This is a genomic window from uncultured Mailhella sp., from assembly GCF_944324615.1.
Lineage (GTDB): Bacteria > Desulfobacterota > Desulfovibrionia > Desulfovibrionales > Desulfovibrionaceae > Mailhella.
The window spans coordinates 15,043-31,835 of sequence record NZ_CALUWY010000014.1 but is presented as its reverse complement, the minus strand read 5'-3'; the positions used below and the strand labels follow the sequence as shown (position 1 = coordinate 31,835).

At 62.9% G+C, this 16,793-nt stretch carries 16 protein-coding genes; 13 read left to right on the top strand and 3 right to left on the bottom strand.

All coding sequences use genetic code 11. From position 1 onward, the window contains the following. The 6 genes from trsM (at position 1) to Q0K07_RS05030 (ending at position 6,137) form a co-directional block, all read left to right on the top strand. Positions 1–726, top strand: coding sequence for a DVU_1556 family methyltransferase (gene trsM, locus Q0K07_RS05055; RefSeq protein ID WP_294557293.1), 726 nt, complete (start codon positions 1–3; stop codon positions 724–726). A gap of 107 nt (positions 727–833) precedes the next feature. Further along, positions 834–1,298: a DVU_1555 family C-GCAxxG-C-C protein gene (locus Q0K07_RS05050; protein ID WP_294557291.1), complete on the top strand. Its 465-nt coding sequence runs from the start codon at positions 834–836 to the stop codon at positions 1,296–1,298. Then, positions 1,299–2,672, top strand: a complete 1,374-nt coding sequence (gene trsS / locus Q0K07_RS05045) for a radical SAM (seleno)protein TrsS (protein WP_294557288.1) — start codon at positions 1,299–1,301, stop codon at positions 2,670–2,672. Next, positions 2,669–3,775 carry a DVU_1553 family AMP-dependent CoA ligase gene (locus Q0K07_RS05040; protein WP_294557285.1) on the top strand — a complete coding sequence of 369 codons (1,107 nt, stop codon included), beginning with the start codon at positions 2,669–2,671 and terminating at the stop codon, positions 3,773–3,775. Before trsS ends, Q0K07_RS05040 begins: the two co-directional genes overlap by 4 nt. Then, entirely contained in the window at positions 3,744–4,787 is a 1,044-nt protein-coding gene (locus Q0K07_RS05035; RefSeq protein ID WP_294557282.1) for an XdhC family protein, read from the top strand. The genes Q0K07_RS05040 and Q0K07_RS05035 overlap by 32 nt, the downstream gene beginning before the upstream one ends. A gap of 93 nt (positions 4,788–4,880) precedes the next feature. Further along, positions 4,881–6,137: a DVU_1551 family NTP transferase gene (locus Q0K07_RS05030; protein ID WP_294557280.1), complete on the top strand. Its 1,257-nt coding sequence runs from the start codon at positions 4,881–4,883 to the stop codon at positions 6,135–6,137. Between the two features lie 94 nt (positions 6,138–6,231). On the opposite strand, the gene Q0K07_RS05025 is transcribed toward Q0K07_RS05030, so the two are convergent. Next, complete coding sequence (locus tag Q0K07_RS05025; protein WP_294557277.1) at positions 6,232–7,143, bottom strand: hypothetical protein; 912 nt, start codon at positions 7,141–7,143, stop codon at positions 6,232–6,234. A gap of 144 nt (positions 7,144–7,287) precedes the next feature. On the opposite strand from Q0K07_RS05025, the gene Q0K07_RS05020 reads away from it, so the two are divergent. After that, on the top strand, positions 7,288–10,566 hold the full coding sequence (locus Q0K07_RS05020; protein WP_294557274.1) for an AsmA-like C-terminal region-containing protein: 3,279 nt from the start codon (positions 7,288–7,290) through the stop codon (positions 10,564–10,566). 202 nt (positions 10,567–10,768) lie between these two features. Here the strand turns inward: Q0K07_RS05020 and Q0K07_RS05015 are convergent, their stop codons facing one another. After that, positions 10,769–11,029, bottom strand: coding sequence for a HypC/HybG/HupF family hydrogenase formation chaperone (locus Q0K07_RS05015; protein ID WP_294557271.1), 261 nt, complete (start codon positions 11,027–11,029; stop codon positions 10,769–10,771). A gap of 166 nt (positions 11,030–11,195) precedes the next feature. Between Q0K07_RS05015 and Q0K07_RS05010 the strand changes: the two genes are divergently transcribed. The 6 genes from Q0K07_RS05010 to gpt all read left to right on the top strand — a co-directional run bounded on the left by Q0K07_RS05010 (position 11,196) and on the right by gpt (position 15,350). Continuing rightward, positions 11,196–11,969, top strand: a complete 774-nt coding sequence (locus Q0K07_RS05010) for an ABC transporter permease (protein WP_294557268.1) — start codon at positions 11,196–11,198, stop codon at positions 11,967–11,969. A gap of 8 nt (positions 11,970–11,977) precedes the next feature. Further along, positions 11,978–12,799 carry an ABC transporter ATP-binding protein gene (locus Q0K07_RS05005; protein WP_294557265.1) on the top strand — a complete coding sequence of 274 codons (822 nt, stop codon included), beginning with the start codon at positions 11,978–11,980 and terminating at the stop codon, positions 12,797–12,799. Positions 12,800–12,809: 10 nt separating this feature from the next. Continuing rightward, positions 12,810–13,253, top strand: coding sequence for an outer membrane lipid asymmetry maintenance protein MlaD (mlaD, locus tag Q0K07_RS05000; protein ID WP_294557262.1), 444 nt, complete (start codon positions 12,810–12,812; stop codon positions 13,251–13,253). A gap of 3 nt (positions 13,254–13,256) precedes the next feature. Then, positions 13,257–13,883, top strand: coding sequence for a phospholipid-binding protein MlaC (locus Q0K07_RS04995; protein WP_294557260.1), 627 nt, complete (start codon positions 13,257–13,259; stop codon positions 13,881–13,883). Next, positions 13,883–14,746: a VacJ family lipoprotein gene (locus Q0K07_RS04990; protein WP_294557258.1), complete on the top strand. Its 864-nt coding sequence runs from the start codon at positions 13,883–13,885 to the stop codon at positions 14,744–14,746. Before Q0K07_RS04995 ends, Q0K07_RS04990 begins: the two co-directional genes overlap by 1 nt. A 106-nt stretch (positions 14,747–14,852) precedes the next feature. Further along, positions 14,853–15,350: a xanthine phosphoribosyltransferase gene (gene gpt / locus Q0K07_RS04985; RefSeq protein ID WP_294557257.1), complete on the top strand. Its 498-nt coding sequence runs from the start codon at positions 14,853–14,855 to the stop codon at positions 15,348–15,350. Positions 15,351–15,391: 41 nt separating this feature from the next. Here the strand turns inward: gpt and Q0K07_RS04980 are convergent, their stop codons facing one another. Then, positions 15,392–16,513: a metal-dependent phosphohydrolase gene (locus tag Q0K07_RS04980; RefSeq protein ID WP_294557254.1), complete on the bottom strand. Its 1,122-nt coding sequence runs from the start codon at positions 16,511–16,513 to the stop codon at positions 15,392–15,394. Positions 16,514–16,793 lie beyond the last annotated feature (280 nt).

Here is a 16,793-nt window from a genome sequence, read left to right as displayed (position 1 = left end):
ATGGCGGACTCCTCTCCCCTGTATGCCTCCGCGCTGTTTCAGCGCATTGCCGGCGGCGCATGGCGCCCCGGCGGGGAGGAGCTCACCCGGCACGGCCTTGCGCTGTGCTCCTTTGCCGGGGGGGCGCACATCCTCGATGTCGGATGCGGGGCCGGAGCAAGCCTCAGGGTGCTTTCCTCCCTCGGCCTGCACGGCACAGGACTCGACAGGGAATGCAGTCTTTCCGAACCCTTCCCCTTTGTGCAGGCGGATGCCGCAAATCCGCCCTTTGACGACGACACCTTCGACGGCATACTCTGCGAATGCGTGCTTTCCCTCCTGCCGGACCCGGAACAGGCGCTCAGGCGTTTTACCGCCATTCTCCGCCCGGGGGGAAAGCTGCTTCTTTCCGACCTGTATCTGCCCGGGGACGCCCTTTCCTCCGGCCGGGGTACGGGATGCGCGGCCGGGGCGCGCACACGTTCCGCCGTGGAGGACATGCTTGCCCGCGCGGGCTTTTCTCTGCTTGTTTTTGAAGACCACAGCGCCGCACTCAGAGAGCTTGCGGCAAAGCTCCTCTGGTACGGTGATGAAACGCTCTGCGCGCAGCTCCGCCCGGGGGCCTGCGCCTGTTCCTCCGAAGGAAGGGTGCGCCGGGGCTACGGGCTCTGGATAGCCGCCTGCCCGAAGGCGGCGCTCCCCGGAGAAAAGGCGCAGTCCGTGCCGGATGCTTCCGGCGGGCGTTAGCCCCTCTGCGGCGGCAGAAACGCCGCCTACGTTTTCCCCTGCCGGGGCGCGGGGACGTGCCCGCCTCCGAGGGACATGCCCATGAACACTTTTCCAAGGAGGCTTTCATGAATCCCGTTCTGCTGGATCTTCTTCCCTATGTACGGCAGGGCTGCTGCTGTTCGCAGCTGCTTCTCGCCCTGGCCGAACAGCTGGCCGGGACGGAAGAACCCGGCCTCATGCGGGCCATGCGCGGCCTCTGTCACGGCATAGGGCAGTCGGGCGGGCCGTGCGGTCTGCTCACCGGCGGCGCGGCGATTCTGGCCTGGCTTTCCGGAAGCAGCGCCGAAGAACCTCACCCCATGCTGGACGCCATGACGGGCGAATACGCCTCCTGGTTCATGGAGCGCGTCGCCTCCTGCGGCGGATACGGCTGTGAAAACGTCTCGCGCGGGCTGGCCGCCCTTGCCGGGCAGCCTCTGCCCGAAGGGGGCATGCCTCCCATGGAGCTCTGCGGCGATCTGCTGGCGGACTGCTGGGGGAAGATTCTCGACATCTACGATGCCTACGGTCTGGAAAGCGTGAGGTCGTAAATGCTGCTTTCCCAGACTCAGAGCCTCTGCCCCGTATGTCTCCGCCTTGTGGACGCCTCCTATATTAAGGATGGAGGCATGGTGTACCTGCGCAAACAGTGCCCGGAACACGGCGATTTTCAGGTTCCGGCATGGAAGGAAGGCGAAGGTGCGCCGGAATTTCTCACATGGAAGAACAGCCCGCGCATTCCCGCCCGGCCCCGGGAACCGGCCACGCCCCTGAAAAACGGCTGTCCCTACGACTGCGGACTCTGCCCTGAACACGCGCAGCACACCTGCACCGGACTCATCGAAGTGACCATGCGCTGCTCTCTGGGCTGTCCCGTGTGCTACGCCAGAGCGGGCGGCAGAGAAGATGACCCTTCCCCTGAGCATATCCGCAGGCAGATGGACACGCTCTTCCGCGCCTCCGGCCCCTGCAATGTCCAGCTTTCCGGCGGAGAACCCACGGAAAGGGACGATCTGCCCGACATCATCCGCATGGCCCGGGAAAAGGGCTTCTCTCTGGTGCAGGTCAACACCAACGGCCTTCGCCTCGGCACGGAACCGGGCTATGCCGCCGCCCTGAAGGCCGCGGGGCTGGATTCCGTGTATCTGCAGTTCGACGGGGTGGATGACACGGTGTTCCGCACCCTCCGGGGCCGCCCCTGCCTTTGGGAAAAAAAGGCGGCTCTGGATGCGTGCAGAGAAGCCGGACTCGGCGTGGTGCTCGTCTGCACCCTTGCGCGCGGCGTCAACGATCATGAGGCGGGGGCGCTTCTGCGCTTTGCGCTTTCGCAGGGCGAACATGTGCGCGGACTGCACTTTCAGCCGGTTTCCTCCTTCGGGCGCTTTCCCTGGGACATGCAGGAGGCTCCCCGCATCACCCTGCCCGAGCTCATGTGCGCTCTGGAAGCGCAGAGCGAAGGTATGGTGCGCGCCTCGCACTTCCATGCGCCCTCCTGCGAGCATCCGCTCTGTTCCTTCAGCGCCGTGTACGCACGAAAGGGCGGCACGCTGGAAGGTCCCGTGGGCGCCGCCTGCTGCTCCGGCGGAACCGGCCTTGCCGGGAACGTTCTGGACAACGCCGAAACCTCCCGCGTTTCCCGGGCCTTCACGGCCGCACACTGGAGTTCCCCCCGGGCGGAGAACACTGCGCTGAACGACGATTTTTCCCGCTTTCTCGCCCGTTCCGGAGCGCAGATGCGCTTCACCCTTTCCGCCATGGCCTTTCAGGACGCCCTCAGCGTGGATATCGAACGCGTGCGGGGCTGCTGCATCCATGTGGTTTCCCACGACGGCAGGCTCATCCCATTCTGCCTGCACAACCTCACATCCTTCGACAATATTCCCCTCTACCGGGGAACGGATCAGAAGAAAGGCAACCTGTCATGAAGCTCCCCCCTCTTTCCCCCTCATGCCTGGACGCCTGGCTTGAGGCACAGTGCGGCCCGGCCGACGGGCGATCCCTCCCCGAAAGGCTGGAGGAGGCCCGTTTTTCCGCCCTGCGCGAAACGCTGCACCGCGCCCGCGCACAGAGCCGCTGGTACGGCCGCACCCTCAAAGGCTGCAACCTCGATGTGCAGAACATGGAAGAGCTGCGCCTGCTGCCCTTCACCACGCCGCATGATCTGCGCGACTACCGCGAATTTCTCTGCATTCCGCAGGGGGACGTGCAGCGCATCGTCACCCTTCAGACCTCAGGTTCCACCGACGCGCCCAAGAGGCTGGCCTTTTCGGAAAACGACCTTGCCCGCACGGCCTCGTTCTTTGCCACGGGCATGTCCCAGCTCGTCCATGCCGGGCAGACGCTCATGGTGCTTCTGCCCGGAGCCCAGTGCCCCGACGGCGTGACCGACCTGCTGCGCAAGGCGCTCTCTCCTGCGGGGGTGAACGTGGTGCCGGGCTCGCCCGAGGCCACGCCCGAAAGCCTGAGAAGGGATTTTTCCCTCCACAGGCCGCAATGCCTGGTGGCGGCCCCGCATCAGCTGGCCGTGCTTTTTGCGGAAACGGAGCGCGACGATGCCTTCCGCAGCCTCGCCCGGTGCGTGGAAGGCATACAGTCGAGCGGCGACATTCTCGACGCCTTCGTGCGCGACGGGCTGGAAAAAACGCTGGACTGCCTTGTTCTCGATCATTACGGTATGACGGAAACCTGTTTCGGCGGCGGGGTTCAGTGCCTTGCAAAAAACGGGTACCATCTGCGGGAGCTGGATCTTTTTCTGGAAATTCTCGATCCCGTCACGGGCCTGCCCGTGCCCGACGGAGAAACCGGAGAAATCGTGCTCACCACGCTGAACCGGGAAGCCATGCCCCTCATCCGCTACCGCACCGGCGACGCCGCCGCGTGGCTCCCCGGTCCCTGCCCCTGCGGCAGTCCCCTGCGCCGACTTTCTCCCCTGCGCGGCCGCTATGTTGATGAAAACGGCGTGCCCGCCCTGCGCCTTGTCCGTAAAGGAGGCTTTTATGCAAGAACTGCTCCGTCTTCTGTGTTCTGAACTTGCGGCGGGCCGCCCCGCCGCACTGGCCACCGTGGTCTTTCAGGCCGGTTCCGCGCCGCGCGGCGCAGGTTCCCGCCTGCTTGCCGGAGAAAACGGCCTCCTGGGCGGCACCACGGGCGGGGGCCTTGCCGAGGCCCGCGTCATTGCCGCCTGTGCTGAAGCCTGCAAGGACCACAAGGCCCGCGTGCTCGACATCGCCATGGACGGTACCCTGGCCGCCCGCTCCGAAATGATCTGCGGCGGACAGGTGCGCGTGCTCATCGAGCCTTTCCTTCCCGAAGATGCTTCCCTGACCACCCTTGCCGCGCAGGCCCTTCATGCCGCAGAAGACGAAGGCTGCCGCATTGCGCGGCCCTACCCGCCCACGCACACCGCCTGGACGCTGCTTTTTGAAAACGGAAGCACCTCTGGCGACGACATCCCCGCCGAGGCCCGGGAAACGCTCCTTGCCGCGCCCCTTGATGAGGCCGCCCTCCTTCCCTGCGGCGACACCATGTATTTCTGCGAATCCTGCCGCCCGCCCGAACGCATGATCATCGTGGGCGGCGGTCATGTTTCCAGACCCACGGCCGCCATCGCCGGCCTTACCGGCTTTGCCGTGCATGTGCTGGACGACAGACCGGAATATGCGAACACCGGCCGCTTCCCCAACGCCGTCGTGCACGTCACGCCGGAATACGCCCGCTGCTTCGACGATCTGCACGTCACAGGCCGCGACTATATCGTCATCGTCACCCGGGGCCATCTGTTCGACGGCGTCACCGTGGCGCAGGCCCTGAAAACTCCTGCCCGCTACATAGGCATGATAGGCAGCACGCGCAAGAAACAGCAGATCTACGCCGGCCTCAGGGAAAACGGCTTCACCGAAGACGATCTCGCCCGCATCCATGCGCCCATAGGGCTCGACATCGGCGCGGAAACGCCGGAGGAAATTGCAGTCAGCATCCTTGCCGAGTGCATTGCCGTGCGCCGGAACGCCCCCGCCCCCGTGGCGTGGAGAAAAAAATAACTCTCTCTCCCCGGGGAACACCTTCCCCGGGGGGAACAAGACAAAAAGCCTGATCCGTCCCTGCAGGAACATGTTTCCCCAAAGGGCACGGGCATGCTCCCTGTGCCGCAGCGCGCCCTGTTCCGCACGGCTGCGCCCTTTCCCGAAGGCCTTGCCGTCTCCGCACTCCGCCTTCCCCTCTACCGGCTCCGTCCGCTTCTTTTTTTCATGAACGCATACGCCCTCATTCTCGCCGCCGGCTTTTCCTCCCGCATGCAGCCGCACTTCAAGCCGCTTCTGCCCCTGCCTCTGCCGGAGGGACATCTTTCCGCCCTTGCCGGGCTCTGCGCCCTGTACCAGTCCGAAGGCGTGCACCCCGTTGTCGTGGGCGGCAACAGGGCGGAAGACACGAAAAGGGCGGCCGAAGCCTGCAACGCCGCCTTCGCCCTGAACCCTCACCCTGAAAAAGGCATGTTTTCCAGCATCCGAGCGGGAAGCGCCGCCCTCCCCGGAGACTGCACGCACTTTTTCGTGCATCCCGTGGATATTCCGCTGGTGCGCCGCATGAGCGTGCGCGCCCTGCTTGCGGAGGCGGAGCACTCGCCGGATGTGCCGCTCATTCCCGCATGGCGCGGCAGTACGGGGCACCCGCCTCTTTTCCCCGCAGCCATGCTGCCTTCCCTGCGCGACGCAGAGGATGAAGGCTGCCTGCGCGACCTGCTGCAGGGCGCCTGTCCCCGCCTCGTGCCCGTGGCGGATTCCTTCATTGTGCAGGACATGGACACCCCGGAGGAATACGCCGCCCTCTGCACCCTCGCCCCTTCGCAGGACATCCTTTCCCCGGAGGAGGCAAAGGAATTTCTTGCCGTGCGCCGGGTGCGGGAAAGAGGCAGACTGCACTGTCTTGCCGTGGGGGCCGTGGCCGAAGCCTTTGCCCTTGCCCTGAACCGCGCCCGCGCCCTGCGCCGGGAAACGCCCCTTTCCCCCTCCCTGGCGCTGGCCGGCGGCATCGTGCACGATGTGTGCAAGGGGCAGGAACACCATGAAGCGGCGGCGGGAAGGCTGTTCCGCTCTCTGGGCATGGAACGCATGGCGCGCCTTGTGGAGGATCACCGCGACCTCACCCTGCCCGACGACTCCCCCCTTTCCGAAAGGGAACTTGTCTTTCTTGCGGATAAATATGTGCGCGGCTCCTCCCCTGTTCCTCTGCGCGAACGCTTTCAAAGCAAGATGGAGCGCTTTGCAGACGATGCCGAAGCCTGCGCCGCCATTGCCGGGCGCATGGGCAGGGCCCTTGCCCTGGCGGAGCGCTTTGCGCGCGAATGCGAAAGCGACCCTGAAGCGCTTGCCCGGCAGGCCCTGAGCGCGTAAGCGCATGAAACGCCTCCGGAATCCCGGACATATTAAATAACGAAGCCCGCTTCAGGCCTGAGTCTGAAGCGGGCTTTCCGATATCTGTCTGTCATCAGATGCGGCCGAGCACGGCGTACACCCCGATGAGAAGCAGAGGCAGGGCCAGAAACGCCAGAGAACGGCGCTGCATGGGCAGGGCCGCGCGGCTCATGCCGTACCACAGAAGCGCCGCAGCAGGCAGGCAGAACATGCCTGCGGTGAGCGCCTGCGGGGCAAAGGCTCCGGCAAAGGGCAGAAGCGCCAGACTCTGCGCGCCGTCCACGGCGGGATACATCCAGAACATGGATGCCGCCGACAGCGTGAGCAGAAGACCGGCGGACATGGCCTGACGGGAACGCATGGCCAGCGTGAAGGTGTAGTAATCCCGGCCGAAGTCATCGGCATTGCGGCGGAGAATATGCCAGCAGAGGGCAAGGCCGTAGGCGGCGGCAAGGGCAAGGCACAGGGCGAAGACCACGAACAGGGCAAAGCCCACGCTGTGCAGACCGGCCAGAAGCACCATGAAGGCCTGCATGGCCTCTTCCGGATCTGCGCCGCCGCCCGTGAGCGCACCGAGGCAGAAGGCCCAGCCGAGCACGCAGAGAAGGCTTGCCGAGAACATGGCCACAAGGCCGCTCAGGACGCTGAACACCATTCTGCCCTTTTTTCCGACCAGGAGGGCGGCCACGGAACAGAGCGTCGCCAGAGCGGCGGAAAGCACCAGCCCCTCCCACACGAAGACCCAGGGGCCGGCCATGAGGCGGTTGATGAAGCCGTCGGCCAGAAAATCGGCGGCAAGGCCCAGAGCGAAAACAGTATGCAGGGCGGCCGTAAGGTGTTCCGTCTGCCCGGCGCTCTTATCATAGAGGGAACGGCGGCGCGCAACGGCAAGCCTGTGATCCCATACGGAGACAAAGGGCAGAACAGCCCCGGCAAAACCGATGAAAAGAAGCACGGCCAGAGCCGCGCAGGTATAAAAGGTCATGGATACTCCTGTCGCCTTCCGGCGTTGAAGGCCGCCGCCACGGGCGATTTTTCCTTGTGCACCGACGTCAACTTTTCTACTATGCACACACGGTCCGGCCTGAAAAATCGGTACGAAAAGTACCGCGGCACGTCAAGAGGGAATATGCGGAAACCGCGTCTTGGAACAGTACTTCTGATTCTGTGGGGGATTTTTCTCTCCTCCATGGTCTACGGCTATCTCGCATGGCTTCAGCCATCGCGTCTGGCCTCCACTGTTTCCCAGATACTGGAATCGAAGCTCAACGTCCAGTGCAACATAGGGGAGATATCCCTTTCCCTGTTCCCCCTGCCCACGCTCCATGTGAACGATCTCAGCCTGCAGCGCGGCAGTGTGGACAGCATGGAGGCGCATATCCGGCGCGCCCATATCCAGATAAGCTATTTTTCCCTGCTCCGCCTGAAGCCCGTGATCCGCTCCCTCACGCTGGAAAACCCCACCGTCGACATTTCGGCAAGACTTCTGGAACAGACGGAGGAAAAAAACGCAGATTCCGGGCAATCTTCCGGCAATGCCGGGGAACCCTTTGCCTCCTTCACCCTGCCGAGGCTTCCCCGGAGCGTCATCGGCGTGCGCATACGCATGGAAAACGGCACCTGCCGCGTCATCGGGGCGGACGGCAAAAGCAGTCTCGTGCTCTCCGGCATACAGGTCGATTCCCGCCTTCCGGGCTTTCTGCCGGGGCATCTCAATCTCGGAGTGGACAATCTCCACGGCTCTCTGTCCTCCGGGCTTGAATTTTCCGCAAAGCATTCCCGCCTCTCCCTCGCCTCCCTGCACCGGGGCCTGCACGACGTATGGAGCGGCAGCGTGGACTTTTCCTCCGAAATGCAGCTCGGCGCGCTGGACGCGGTTCTGGGCCGGGAAATTTCCGCGCCCTACCGCTATTTTCCCATGACGGAACCGCTCCGCCTCCATGTCGGCGCCGAATTCACCGCCGCCCCCGAAACGGGAAGCTACAGCGCACAGGGCAACGCCGATGCAACGGCCACGCTCACCATGAACGGCCACCCCGTGCCCATATCCCTTGCCGTGCGCTTCCGCATGCCCGACCTTTCCACCCCCGTGACCATAGAGGAAGCCGACGCCCGCATGGGCGACGACCATGTCACGCTGTACGGCAACATCACCGGCCTCACCGAAGGCGCCCCCCTGTTCAAGGGCCGCGCCGACATCCACCATTTCAGCCTTACCCGCTGGTTCGGCTTCGGGCGGCTCATGGATCCCGGTCTTCAGTACGCGCTGGACAGTATCACCGGCTCCTTTGAAGGCATGGAACTCAGCCCCGGGGGCATCATCGTGCCCCGCCTCAGGGCCGTGGTGCAGGGCATCCCCCTGGAAGGCGAAGGAAGCTGCCGGGAATTTCTCAAGCCCGACATTCTCATCAGCGCCCATGCAAAACAGGCCGATCTGAACCGCATCTTCCCGGAACTTTCGGGCCATGTCCCGGACATGTCGCACCTGCCCCCGCCGGTACTGCCCCACCATGAGGCGGAACCTGAAGAAACGCCCTCCTCCGGCATCCATGTCGGCTACGACATCCACATAAGCGCGGATGACGCCTCCATTCTCAACCTCCGCACGGGCGACGCCGACGTGCATGTGGTTCCCGCTCCCGGGCACGGCACCATGCTGGTCATCAAGGTCGGAAACGTCTACGGCGGCAAGGGTTCCTCCAACGTCTATCTGCAGGACGACATCCGCGTCACGGCCGATCTCTCCGGCGTGGCCATGGAAAAGCTCACCAGGGATCTTGCGGGCTTTTCCGCCGTGGGCGGCGTGCTCAGAAAAGGCGCGGTGGACCTCACCTTCCATCCCGGTTCCGGCCTCACCATGCTGAGCAGCCTCGGCGGCAGCGTCAAAGGCACGCTGGAGCAGGGACGCTTCACCCTCAGAAACGGCAGTTCCCTGCCCTGGCAGAGCTTGGACATCAACGCCCAGGCAAAGGCTGTGCCGGACAAAAAAGCTACTTCCATGCCCCGGACCATGGATTTTCGCGGCAAATGGAACGTCAGACTTACCACAAAAACATGGTCCGTCACGGCGGATTCCTCTCAGGCCTCTCTGGCCTTCAGCACGTCCTTCGGCCTGCCGGTGTCCATGAGCGGACAGCCCGTCACCCTTCAGGCCACGCTGAACCGCGCCTTTTCCTCCCTGCTCGGACAGGACATGAGCTTCACCCTTTCCGGCAAGGGCGGTTTCAACATCGACAAGAACACCGTTTCCGTGGAAGGGGCCACACTCCGGCATCCGGCCTTCACCCTGAAGGGCAACCTTGCCCTTGCCGATATCGCGACAGCCCCCACGGCGAAAGGCAGGCTCAGCTTCTCCACCGCATCCATCAGAGACTGCGCCGCCGCCTTCGGCCTTTCCCTTCCTCCCCTTTCCGGCAAAAAGACGCTGCAGCGGGCGGAAGCTTCCGCTGACGTGACCTTCAATGCCGATCAGGTGACGCTGCAGAATCTTTCCGGTTCGGTGGACGGCGCAGCATTCAGCGGCCGCCTTCAGCAGACCTTCTCCGACAGGCCCCTTCTCAGCGGAGAACTCCGCGTTCCGTCGTTTGATCTGGACGAGTACCGGGCAAAGGAGGGAGAGGGAAAAAAATCCGACGAAACGCGCACCCCCCTGCCCCTCGACCTGCTGAAGAAAAGGGATGTGGACCTCAGGCTTTCTCTGGACAGATTCCGGGCCTTTGCCACCACCCTTTCCCGCATCGACCTGCCCGTTTCCCAGAAAAACGGCGTGCTCTCCGTACCCCTCAAGGCCTCCTTCCCCGGAGGGGGAAGCGTTTCCGGTTCGTTTCAGGCTGCGCTCACCCCGGACGGAAACCATGCCGACATCGGGCTGAACGTGCACTGCCGCGAGGTGAACATGCTCACCCTCAGCCGCGACAGAGGGCAGAAAACCCTCATCAGCGGCACGGGAAGCGCGGAAGCCGACCTGCACTCCCGCCAGAAGAACTGGCAGGACTGGAAAAACGCCCTGAACGGCAAGTTCTCCTTCCTGGTGAAGGACGGGGCCATCATCTCGCCCCCGCAGGAAGCCCGCGGCAAGAGCTCGGAAACCGAATTCAGGACCATGTCCATGTCGGCGGGCGTCGTCAACGGCGTGGCCACCTGCCGGGATTTTCTCATCAGAAGTTCCCTGACCACGGTGACGGCCTCGGGCACGGTGAACCTTGCCCGGGAAAGCATCGACGCAAGGGCCACCGTCACCCTTGCGGGCATCCCGGAAATGCCCCTCACCATCACCGGCAACCTCTTCAAGCCGAAAGTCACCTACAAGCTCATAGGCGCGGTTACGGGAACGGTGAGCAACATCGGCTCCACCTTCCTCGACGTGGTGGGCGGCGTGCTCACCGCGCCCTTCCGCCTCTTCCAGTAAAAAAAGGCCGTCCTTTTCCGCACATGCCCCAAAAGCGCGGAAAAACCATTCAGACGGTGCAGGAAAGGAACCTGCGCCCCAAAAAAACGCATGAAAAGCCCGGCCACGGGAATTTCCCATGACCGGGCGGAAGAGGAAAAACATGGCGGCTTCTGCGCCGCAAAGGGTCAGCCCTGCGCAGGCGCTTTTTCCCCGGAAAAAGCTACAAGGCTTCCGGCGAAAGGCCTTCGTTCACGCCAAGTTCGGCGATCTGGCGGAATATTCTGAGGGATTCCTCGGCTTCGGCGGCGTCGAGGCTCCGCAGGGCAAAGCCCGCATGCACGATGACATAGTCCCCCGGGCGGGGAGCTTCGGGCAGAAGCAGGGTGGAGATATCCATATAGGTTTCCCCTCTGCCCACACGCACGCGGGCCTTCCCCTCTTCCGGCACGTCCACCACGCATACGGGAACGGCAAGACACATAGGCATTCTCCTGAAAAAACGTTCGGTCGGAATATTCCGTCTTTTCCTCATACTCCGGGCGCGCCGATCATGCAAGGGCCGCGGGCCGCAGGGCGAAACAGTGCATTGCAATGTCATGCGAAATCGGCTAACGTCCAAAAATTACCCCTGAGGTTAAGGTATCAGTATGAATGAAATCTGCGCACCCGTGCTGAATCTTGTGAACCGCCTCGGCGAAATGGCGCTGTTTCTGTTTGACGCCGTCAGACAGACATGGCATTCCCGCCGCCTGTTCGGCAAGGTACTTCAGCAGGTATACGTCATCGGCGCGAAGTCCATGTTCGTCATTCTGCTCATCGGCCTTTTCACCGGGCTGGTGCTGGGACTTCAGGCCTTCTATGCCATGTCCATGTTCGGCGCGCAGGGCATGCTCGGCTCCCTGCTTGCGCTCACCCTCATCCGCGAAATGGCCCCCGTGCTCACGGCCGTCATGATCACGGCGCGCGCCGGTTCCGCCATGACGGCGGAAATAGGCGTCATGCGCATCTCCGATCAGGTGGACGCCCTTGAGGTCATGGACATCAATCCCACAGGCTACATGGTCACGCCGCGCCTTCTGGCCTCCGTCATCACCTTCCCGCTGCTCACCTCCATTTTCACGGTGGTGGGCATCTTCGGCGGCTATCTTTCCGCCTGCGTGCTGCTCGGGCTCAACGAAGGCCGCTATTTCTCGGGCATAGAATCCAGCGTCACGCTCCATGACGTGAACGGCTGCTTTCTCAAGGCGGCGGTGTTTGCCGTCATCGTCATCACCGTCTGCTGCTTCCAGGGCTACAACGCCCACAGAAGAAGCGACGGCAAGGGAGCCGAGGCCGTGGGCAACGCCACCACCTCCGCCGTGGTCATGAGCTGCGTGCTCATCCTCATGGCCGACTATGTCCTCACCTCCTTCCTTCTTTAGAGGCACGCATGAACCAGCAGGCCTGGGATATCAGCATAGAACATCTGGACGGCGGCTATGAGGGCCGTCTCGTCCTTCAGGATTTTTCCGCCGTACTGCCCGCCGGAACCATCACCACCATACTCGGCGAATCCGGCTGCGGCAAAACCACGCTGCTGCGCCTGCTTCTGGGGCTGAACCGCCCGGCAGGCGGGCGCATCCTCATCGGCGGGCGCGACATCTGCAACATGTCGGAGCGGCAGTTCCGCAAACTGCGCCGCCGCTTCGGGGTGCTCTTTCAGGACGGCGCGCTCATCAGTTCCCTCACCCTTGCGGAAAACGTGGCCCTGCCCCTGGTGGAGCACACCACCCTGCCCCGCAAGCTGCTGCGGGAAGCGGCCCTGCGCACCCTCGAACTTGTGGGGCTGAAGGACTTTGCCGATTATTACCCCGGAGAGCTTTCCGGCGGCATGCGCAAGCGCGCAGGCCTTGCCCGCGCCATCGTCACGGAACCGCCGGTGCTCTTCTGCGACGAGCCCACCTCCGGGCTTGATCCCATCACCGCCGCCCAGATGGATCAGCTCCTTCTGGACATGAAGGCCTGCTACCCCGCCATGACCACCGTGGTGGTCACCCACGACCTCGGCAGTGTGGACCACATTGCCGAACATGTGCTGGTGCTCAAGGACGGCAGAACGGCCTTTGCAGGCACAAAGGAAGAACTGAAGGCGTCGCAGGATGCGTACCTGCGCCGCTTCCTTGACCGTAAATTTGAAGAATCCCGCCGCATGGCGGCCCCGCCTCTGGATACCTCCGTGCGCAGGGCCCTTGCCGAATGGCTGGACGACTAACGAGGAAGCTATGTCTGCTGCAAAAAACACCGTCATCGGCGTGTTCGTGGTCATCGGTCTTGTCTGCGTGACCTACCTCACCATCAAGCTTGGCCGCATGGAAGTACTCGGGGACAACGGCTACACCGTCACGGCCCGCTTCTCCTCCGTGGCCGGTCTGAGAACGGGCGCGAGTGTGGAAATCGCGGGGGTGTCCATAGGCCGCGTGTCGGCCATACGCCTGGACACCAAGGATTACACCGCCCATGTGGACCTTCGCATCAATGAAGGCGTGCCGCTTTCCGAAGATGTCATGGCTTCGGTGAAGACGAGCGGCCTCATCGGCGACAAGTACATCGCCATCACCCCCGGCGGATCGGAAGAACTGCTCGCTCCGGGCAGCCTCATCACCGATACCGAACCTGCGCTCGACCTTGAAGCCCTTATCGGAAAAGTTGTTTTCGGAGGCGTATAATCCATGAAAATCAAAGTATTCCTGCTTTCCCTCATCGTCTTTTCCCTGGCGGCCCTGCCGGCCTTTGCCGCGCCCATGACCGCCCGGCAGACGGCGGAGGCCGGAGCCGAGCGCATTCTCGGCCTGCTCAGCGATCCCGCCTTCAAAACCCCCGAGGGCAAGCCCGCCATCCGGGCGAAAGTCGAGGAAGAACTTCTCAATCTCTTTGATTTTGAAGAATTCTCCACCCGCACCGTGGGTCCCACCTGGCGGCAGTTCACGCCGCAGCAGAAGGAGGATTTCAAAACCGCCTTCACCGATCTTCTGCGCAACACCTACATCGACACGCTGGATGAATACAACGGCCAGAAGGTGCGCTTCACCGGCGAGGTGAGCGGCGGCAACGGCAAGCGCGTGGAAGTGCAGATGGAGTTTCTGGCCGATCAGAAGGTTTACCCCGTGGCCTTCCGCATGCTGGAAAAGAACAACCGCTGGGTGGTGTACGACGTGCTCATTGAAGGCATAAGCATGATCAAGAACTACCGCGACCAGTTCCGCGACATCCTCAACAAGAACAATCCTCAGGAGCTCATCGACCGCGTGAAGGTCAAGGCTGAGGAACAGAAAAACAAGAAAAAGGAAGAGAAGTGATGCAACGCCTGTTTTTTGCCGCCCTTCTTGCCCTGGCGCTCGCCTGCGGCACGGCCTGCTCCGCCCATAAGGACGCAGCTGCTTCCGCGGAGGGGGAACTTTCCGCCCCTGCCGCTCAGGTCGCTTCCGCCGCTCCCGTCGACGACGGGGAGGATTACGGCGGTCTCGACGATTACGACGATTTCAACGAAGAGGACGCCGCACTTCAGAACGATCCGCTGGAAGGCTGGAACCGCTTCTGGTTCCATGTGAACGACTGGTTCCTGCAGTATGTGGTCAAGCCCCTGCACAAGGGCTATGCCTTCATCGTGCCGGAAAAGATCCGTTCCGGCATCAGCAATTTCGCCCACAACGTGGCCTTCCCCGTGCGCATGGCCAACAGCCTGCTGCAGGGCGAGTTTGCGCAGGCCGGTGTGGAGTTCGACCGTTCTCTGGTGAACTTCATGGTCAGCCTGGGCTTTGCCGACGTGGCGAGCCAGAGCCGGCCCCTCTACGCCTATCATCCGGAAACGGAGAACTTCGACTATACTCTCGGTGTGTGGGGCGTGCCCGACGGGCCGTACTTCATCATTCCCTTCCTCGGCCCCTCCACCGTGCGCGGCGCCGTGGGTGAAACGGGCGACGGCTTCATGAAGCCGCAGAACTATGCCCTCGACTGGGAAGTGAGCCTGGCGGCCAGCACGTTCTTCTCCTTCAACAACGCCGATTCCCTGTACAAGGCCTACGACCAGATCACCGAATCCGCGCTGGAACCCTATGTGGCCCTCAGGAATGCCTACCTCAGCATGAGGAGGCATCAGATGCTCAACATGACCCTTTCCTCCACTGCGCAGGACAAGGTGCCCGAGGTGGAAGAACAGTAATGCACAAGGCGCGGGGAGCCGCCGCCCCCTGCGCCTTTTCCGGCAGCACGCGGACACGCGGAACACGGCCCGCCTGTTGTGAAACGCTTTTTTCAGGAGACTTATTGTGGCAAAAGCAGACCGCTATCATAAAACCTTCCCCGTCACCTGGGAACAGCTTCACCGCGACGCCAAGGCGCTCGCCTGGCGGCTTCTGGAACGCGGCGTCTTCACCAGAATCGTGGCCGTCACCCGTGGCGGACTCATTCCCGCAGGCATTATCGCCCGGGAACTCAATATCCGGCACATCGACACCGCCTGCATCATGCTCTACAACTACCGCGAGGAAGGCGACGCGGAAACCGTGCTCAAGAACGCCGATCCTTCCTTCAACGAACCCGACACCCTCATCATCGACGATCTCGTGGATACCGGGCACACGGCACAGATTCTGCGTGCGGCGCTCCCCAGGGCGCATTTCGCCACACTCTACGCCAAGCCCGAAGGACTCGGCCTGGTGGACACCTTCGTCACGGAGCTGAGTCAGGATACCTGGGTGCTCTTCCCCTGGGATTCGGACATCCAGTATGCCAGACCCATCATTGATCTGAAGCACGAAGCATAGCAGAAAGGCCGGGGCAACCCGGCCTTTTCCTTTTTCTGCCGTCAGCTCTTTGCCGTGATCACGCGGCCCACTTCCCCGGCCAGCCGGGAGGCACCGTTTCTGCTGTAGACGGCATAAAGCTCCATGGCGCTTCTCTGGGAAAGCACATAATTCCGGAAGCTGTTGAAGGGCCTGCCTTCGAGATCCTTTCCCCGGATATGGTAGCGTTCCGCGGCAATTTTTTTCAGTTCCACGGTAAGCCACTGCGCCGCGGACACGCTGAGCACCCAGTCATGGTCGGCAAGATGGGTGACGAAGCCCTCAGGCCTGCGGGGCAGGGGCAGCGTCTTTCCGCCCTTCTCCAGACAGCCGTCCGCCACGGCGTCCCTGCCCGCAATGATGGCCGCCGCCCTGATCCAGTTCACCACGGAAGCTTCCAGCGCGGGAGTACCGGGGTGATCGTGGGCGCAGGCCTGTGCCACGCATACCTCTGCGGGCAGTCCTCTCTTCATGGATTCGGCAATGCTCAGAATATGGTGCGCGCCGGTACCGGCAATGGTGGCTTCCGGCAGGCAGGAGGCGTCGTCCTTCCACTGGAACACCCACGGTTTGTGCACGTCGTGCAGAAGCTGCGCGGCAAGGGCCACGTCCCTGTCCACATCCATGTCGAACACCGCCTTGTAGTTGTCGCACAAGGCCCGGGCGCTCGCCACATTGAGCGCAACGTGGGTGACGAGGCCGCCGGGGTAGGCATGATGGCTTCCCCAGCCGCTGCCGGGCGCGGCCCAGGAAGGCTGGGGCCTCCTGCCGGTATCTGCGCAGACGGGGAAAATGCCCGCGGCCTTCTCATCCAGAAGGTCTGCCTTTTTCAGTTCGGCCACAAGGGCCTTTTCATCGCTCTCCGCCACGGTGGGAGCGGGGGTTTCCAGCATGTCGAGCACCGCGCTGCGCAGCCCGGCATTGCCGATCATGTTGGCGGAATCCTTCATATAACGCCAGGCTGCCATGACCTTGGCGGAAGATTCCGCCATGCTCAGGGGGTTCATGGACACGCACTCTTCAAGGCTTATCACCTTCACCTCGCCGGGAGCGGCCGCGAACGCTCGGGAAGTCATGCCTCCCACGGCGAACATCGCCCCCGCCGCCAGAGAACCGAAGATGAAATCACGTCTGCTGCCTGCCATACCTTTTTCCTCCATAACAATGTTCATGACCATATGCCGCAAGAGGTATCCCACATGAATAACGCGGCCATGAACAACGCATGAATTTTCTGAGAAGACCTTTTTGCCCATGCAGCATGGAACAGGCCACGCTGCCCGCCGCATGCGCCATCCCGCAGGAGCGCCCGTGCCCGTCCCTGCTGCTCTCTCATGCTCCTTTTCCTGTGCGGCTCTTCCGGCCCGGCTTCTTCCGGGGCAAAAAGGCCGCACAGGCCTGAACACGGCGCCTGCATCAGGGGCC

Coding starts and splice junctions, on each gene's coding strand:
- Q0K07_RS05035 (WP_294557282.1), top strand. CDS start 3,744: ATGCAAGAACTGCTCCGTCTTCTGTGTTCTGAACTTGCGGCGGGCCGC.
- Q0K07_RS05040 (WP_294557285.1), top strand. CDS start 2,669: ATGAAGCTCCCCCCTCTTTCCCCCTCATGCCTGGACGCCTGGCTTGAG.
- Q0K07_RS05015 (WP_294557271.1), bottom strand. CDS start 11,029: ATGTGTCTTGCCGTTCCCGTATGCGTGGTGGACGTGCCGGAAGAGGGG.
- Q0K07_RS04995 (WP_294557260.1), top strand. CDS start 13,257: ATGAAAATCAAAGTATTCCTGCTTTCCCTCATCGTCTTTTCCCTGGCG.
- Q0K07_RS05020 (WP_294557274.1), top strand. CDS start 7,288: ATGCGGAAACCGCGTCTTGGAACAGTACTTCTGATTCTGTGGGGGATT.
- Q0K07_RS05030 (WP_294557280.1), top strand. CDS start 4,881: ATGCTCCCTGTGCCGCAGCGCGCCCTGTTCCGCACGGCTGCGCCCTTT.
- mlaD (WP_294557262.1), top strand. CDS start 12,810: ATGTCTGCTGCAAAAAACACCGTCATCGGCGTGTTCGTGGTCATCGGT.
- trsM (WP_294557293.1), top strand. CDS start 1: ATGGCGGACTCCTCTCCCCTGTATGCCTCCGCGCTGTTTCAGCGCATT.
- trsS (WP_294557288.1), top strand. CDS start 1,299: ATGCTGCTTTCCCAGACTCAGAGCCTCTGCCCCGTATGTCTCCGCCTT.
- Q0K07_RS05010 (WP_294557268.1), top strand. CDS start 11,196: ATGAATGAAATCTGCGCACCCGTGCTGAATCTTGTGAACCGCCTCGGC.
- Q0K07_RS04990 (WP_294557258.1), top strand. CDS start 13,883: ATGCAACGCCTGTTTTTTGCCGCCCTTCTTGCCCTGGCGCTCGCCTGC.
- Q0K07_RS04980 (WP_294557254.1), bottom strand. CDS start 16,513: ATGGCAGGCAGCAGACGTGATTTCATCTTCGGTTCTCTGGCGGCGGGG.
- Q0K07_RS05025 (WP_294557277.1), bottom strand. CDS start 7,143: ATGACCTTTTATACCTGCGCGGCTCTGGCCGTGCTTCTTTTCATCGGT.
- Q0K07_RS05050 (WP_294557291.1), top strand. CDS start 834: ATGAATCCCGTTCTGCTGGATCTTCTTCCCTATGTACGGCAGGGCTGC.
- Q0K07_RS05005 (WP_294557265.1), top strand. CDS start 11,978: ATGAACCAGCAGGCCTGGGATATCAGCATAGAACATCTGGACGGCGGC.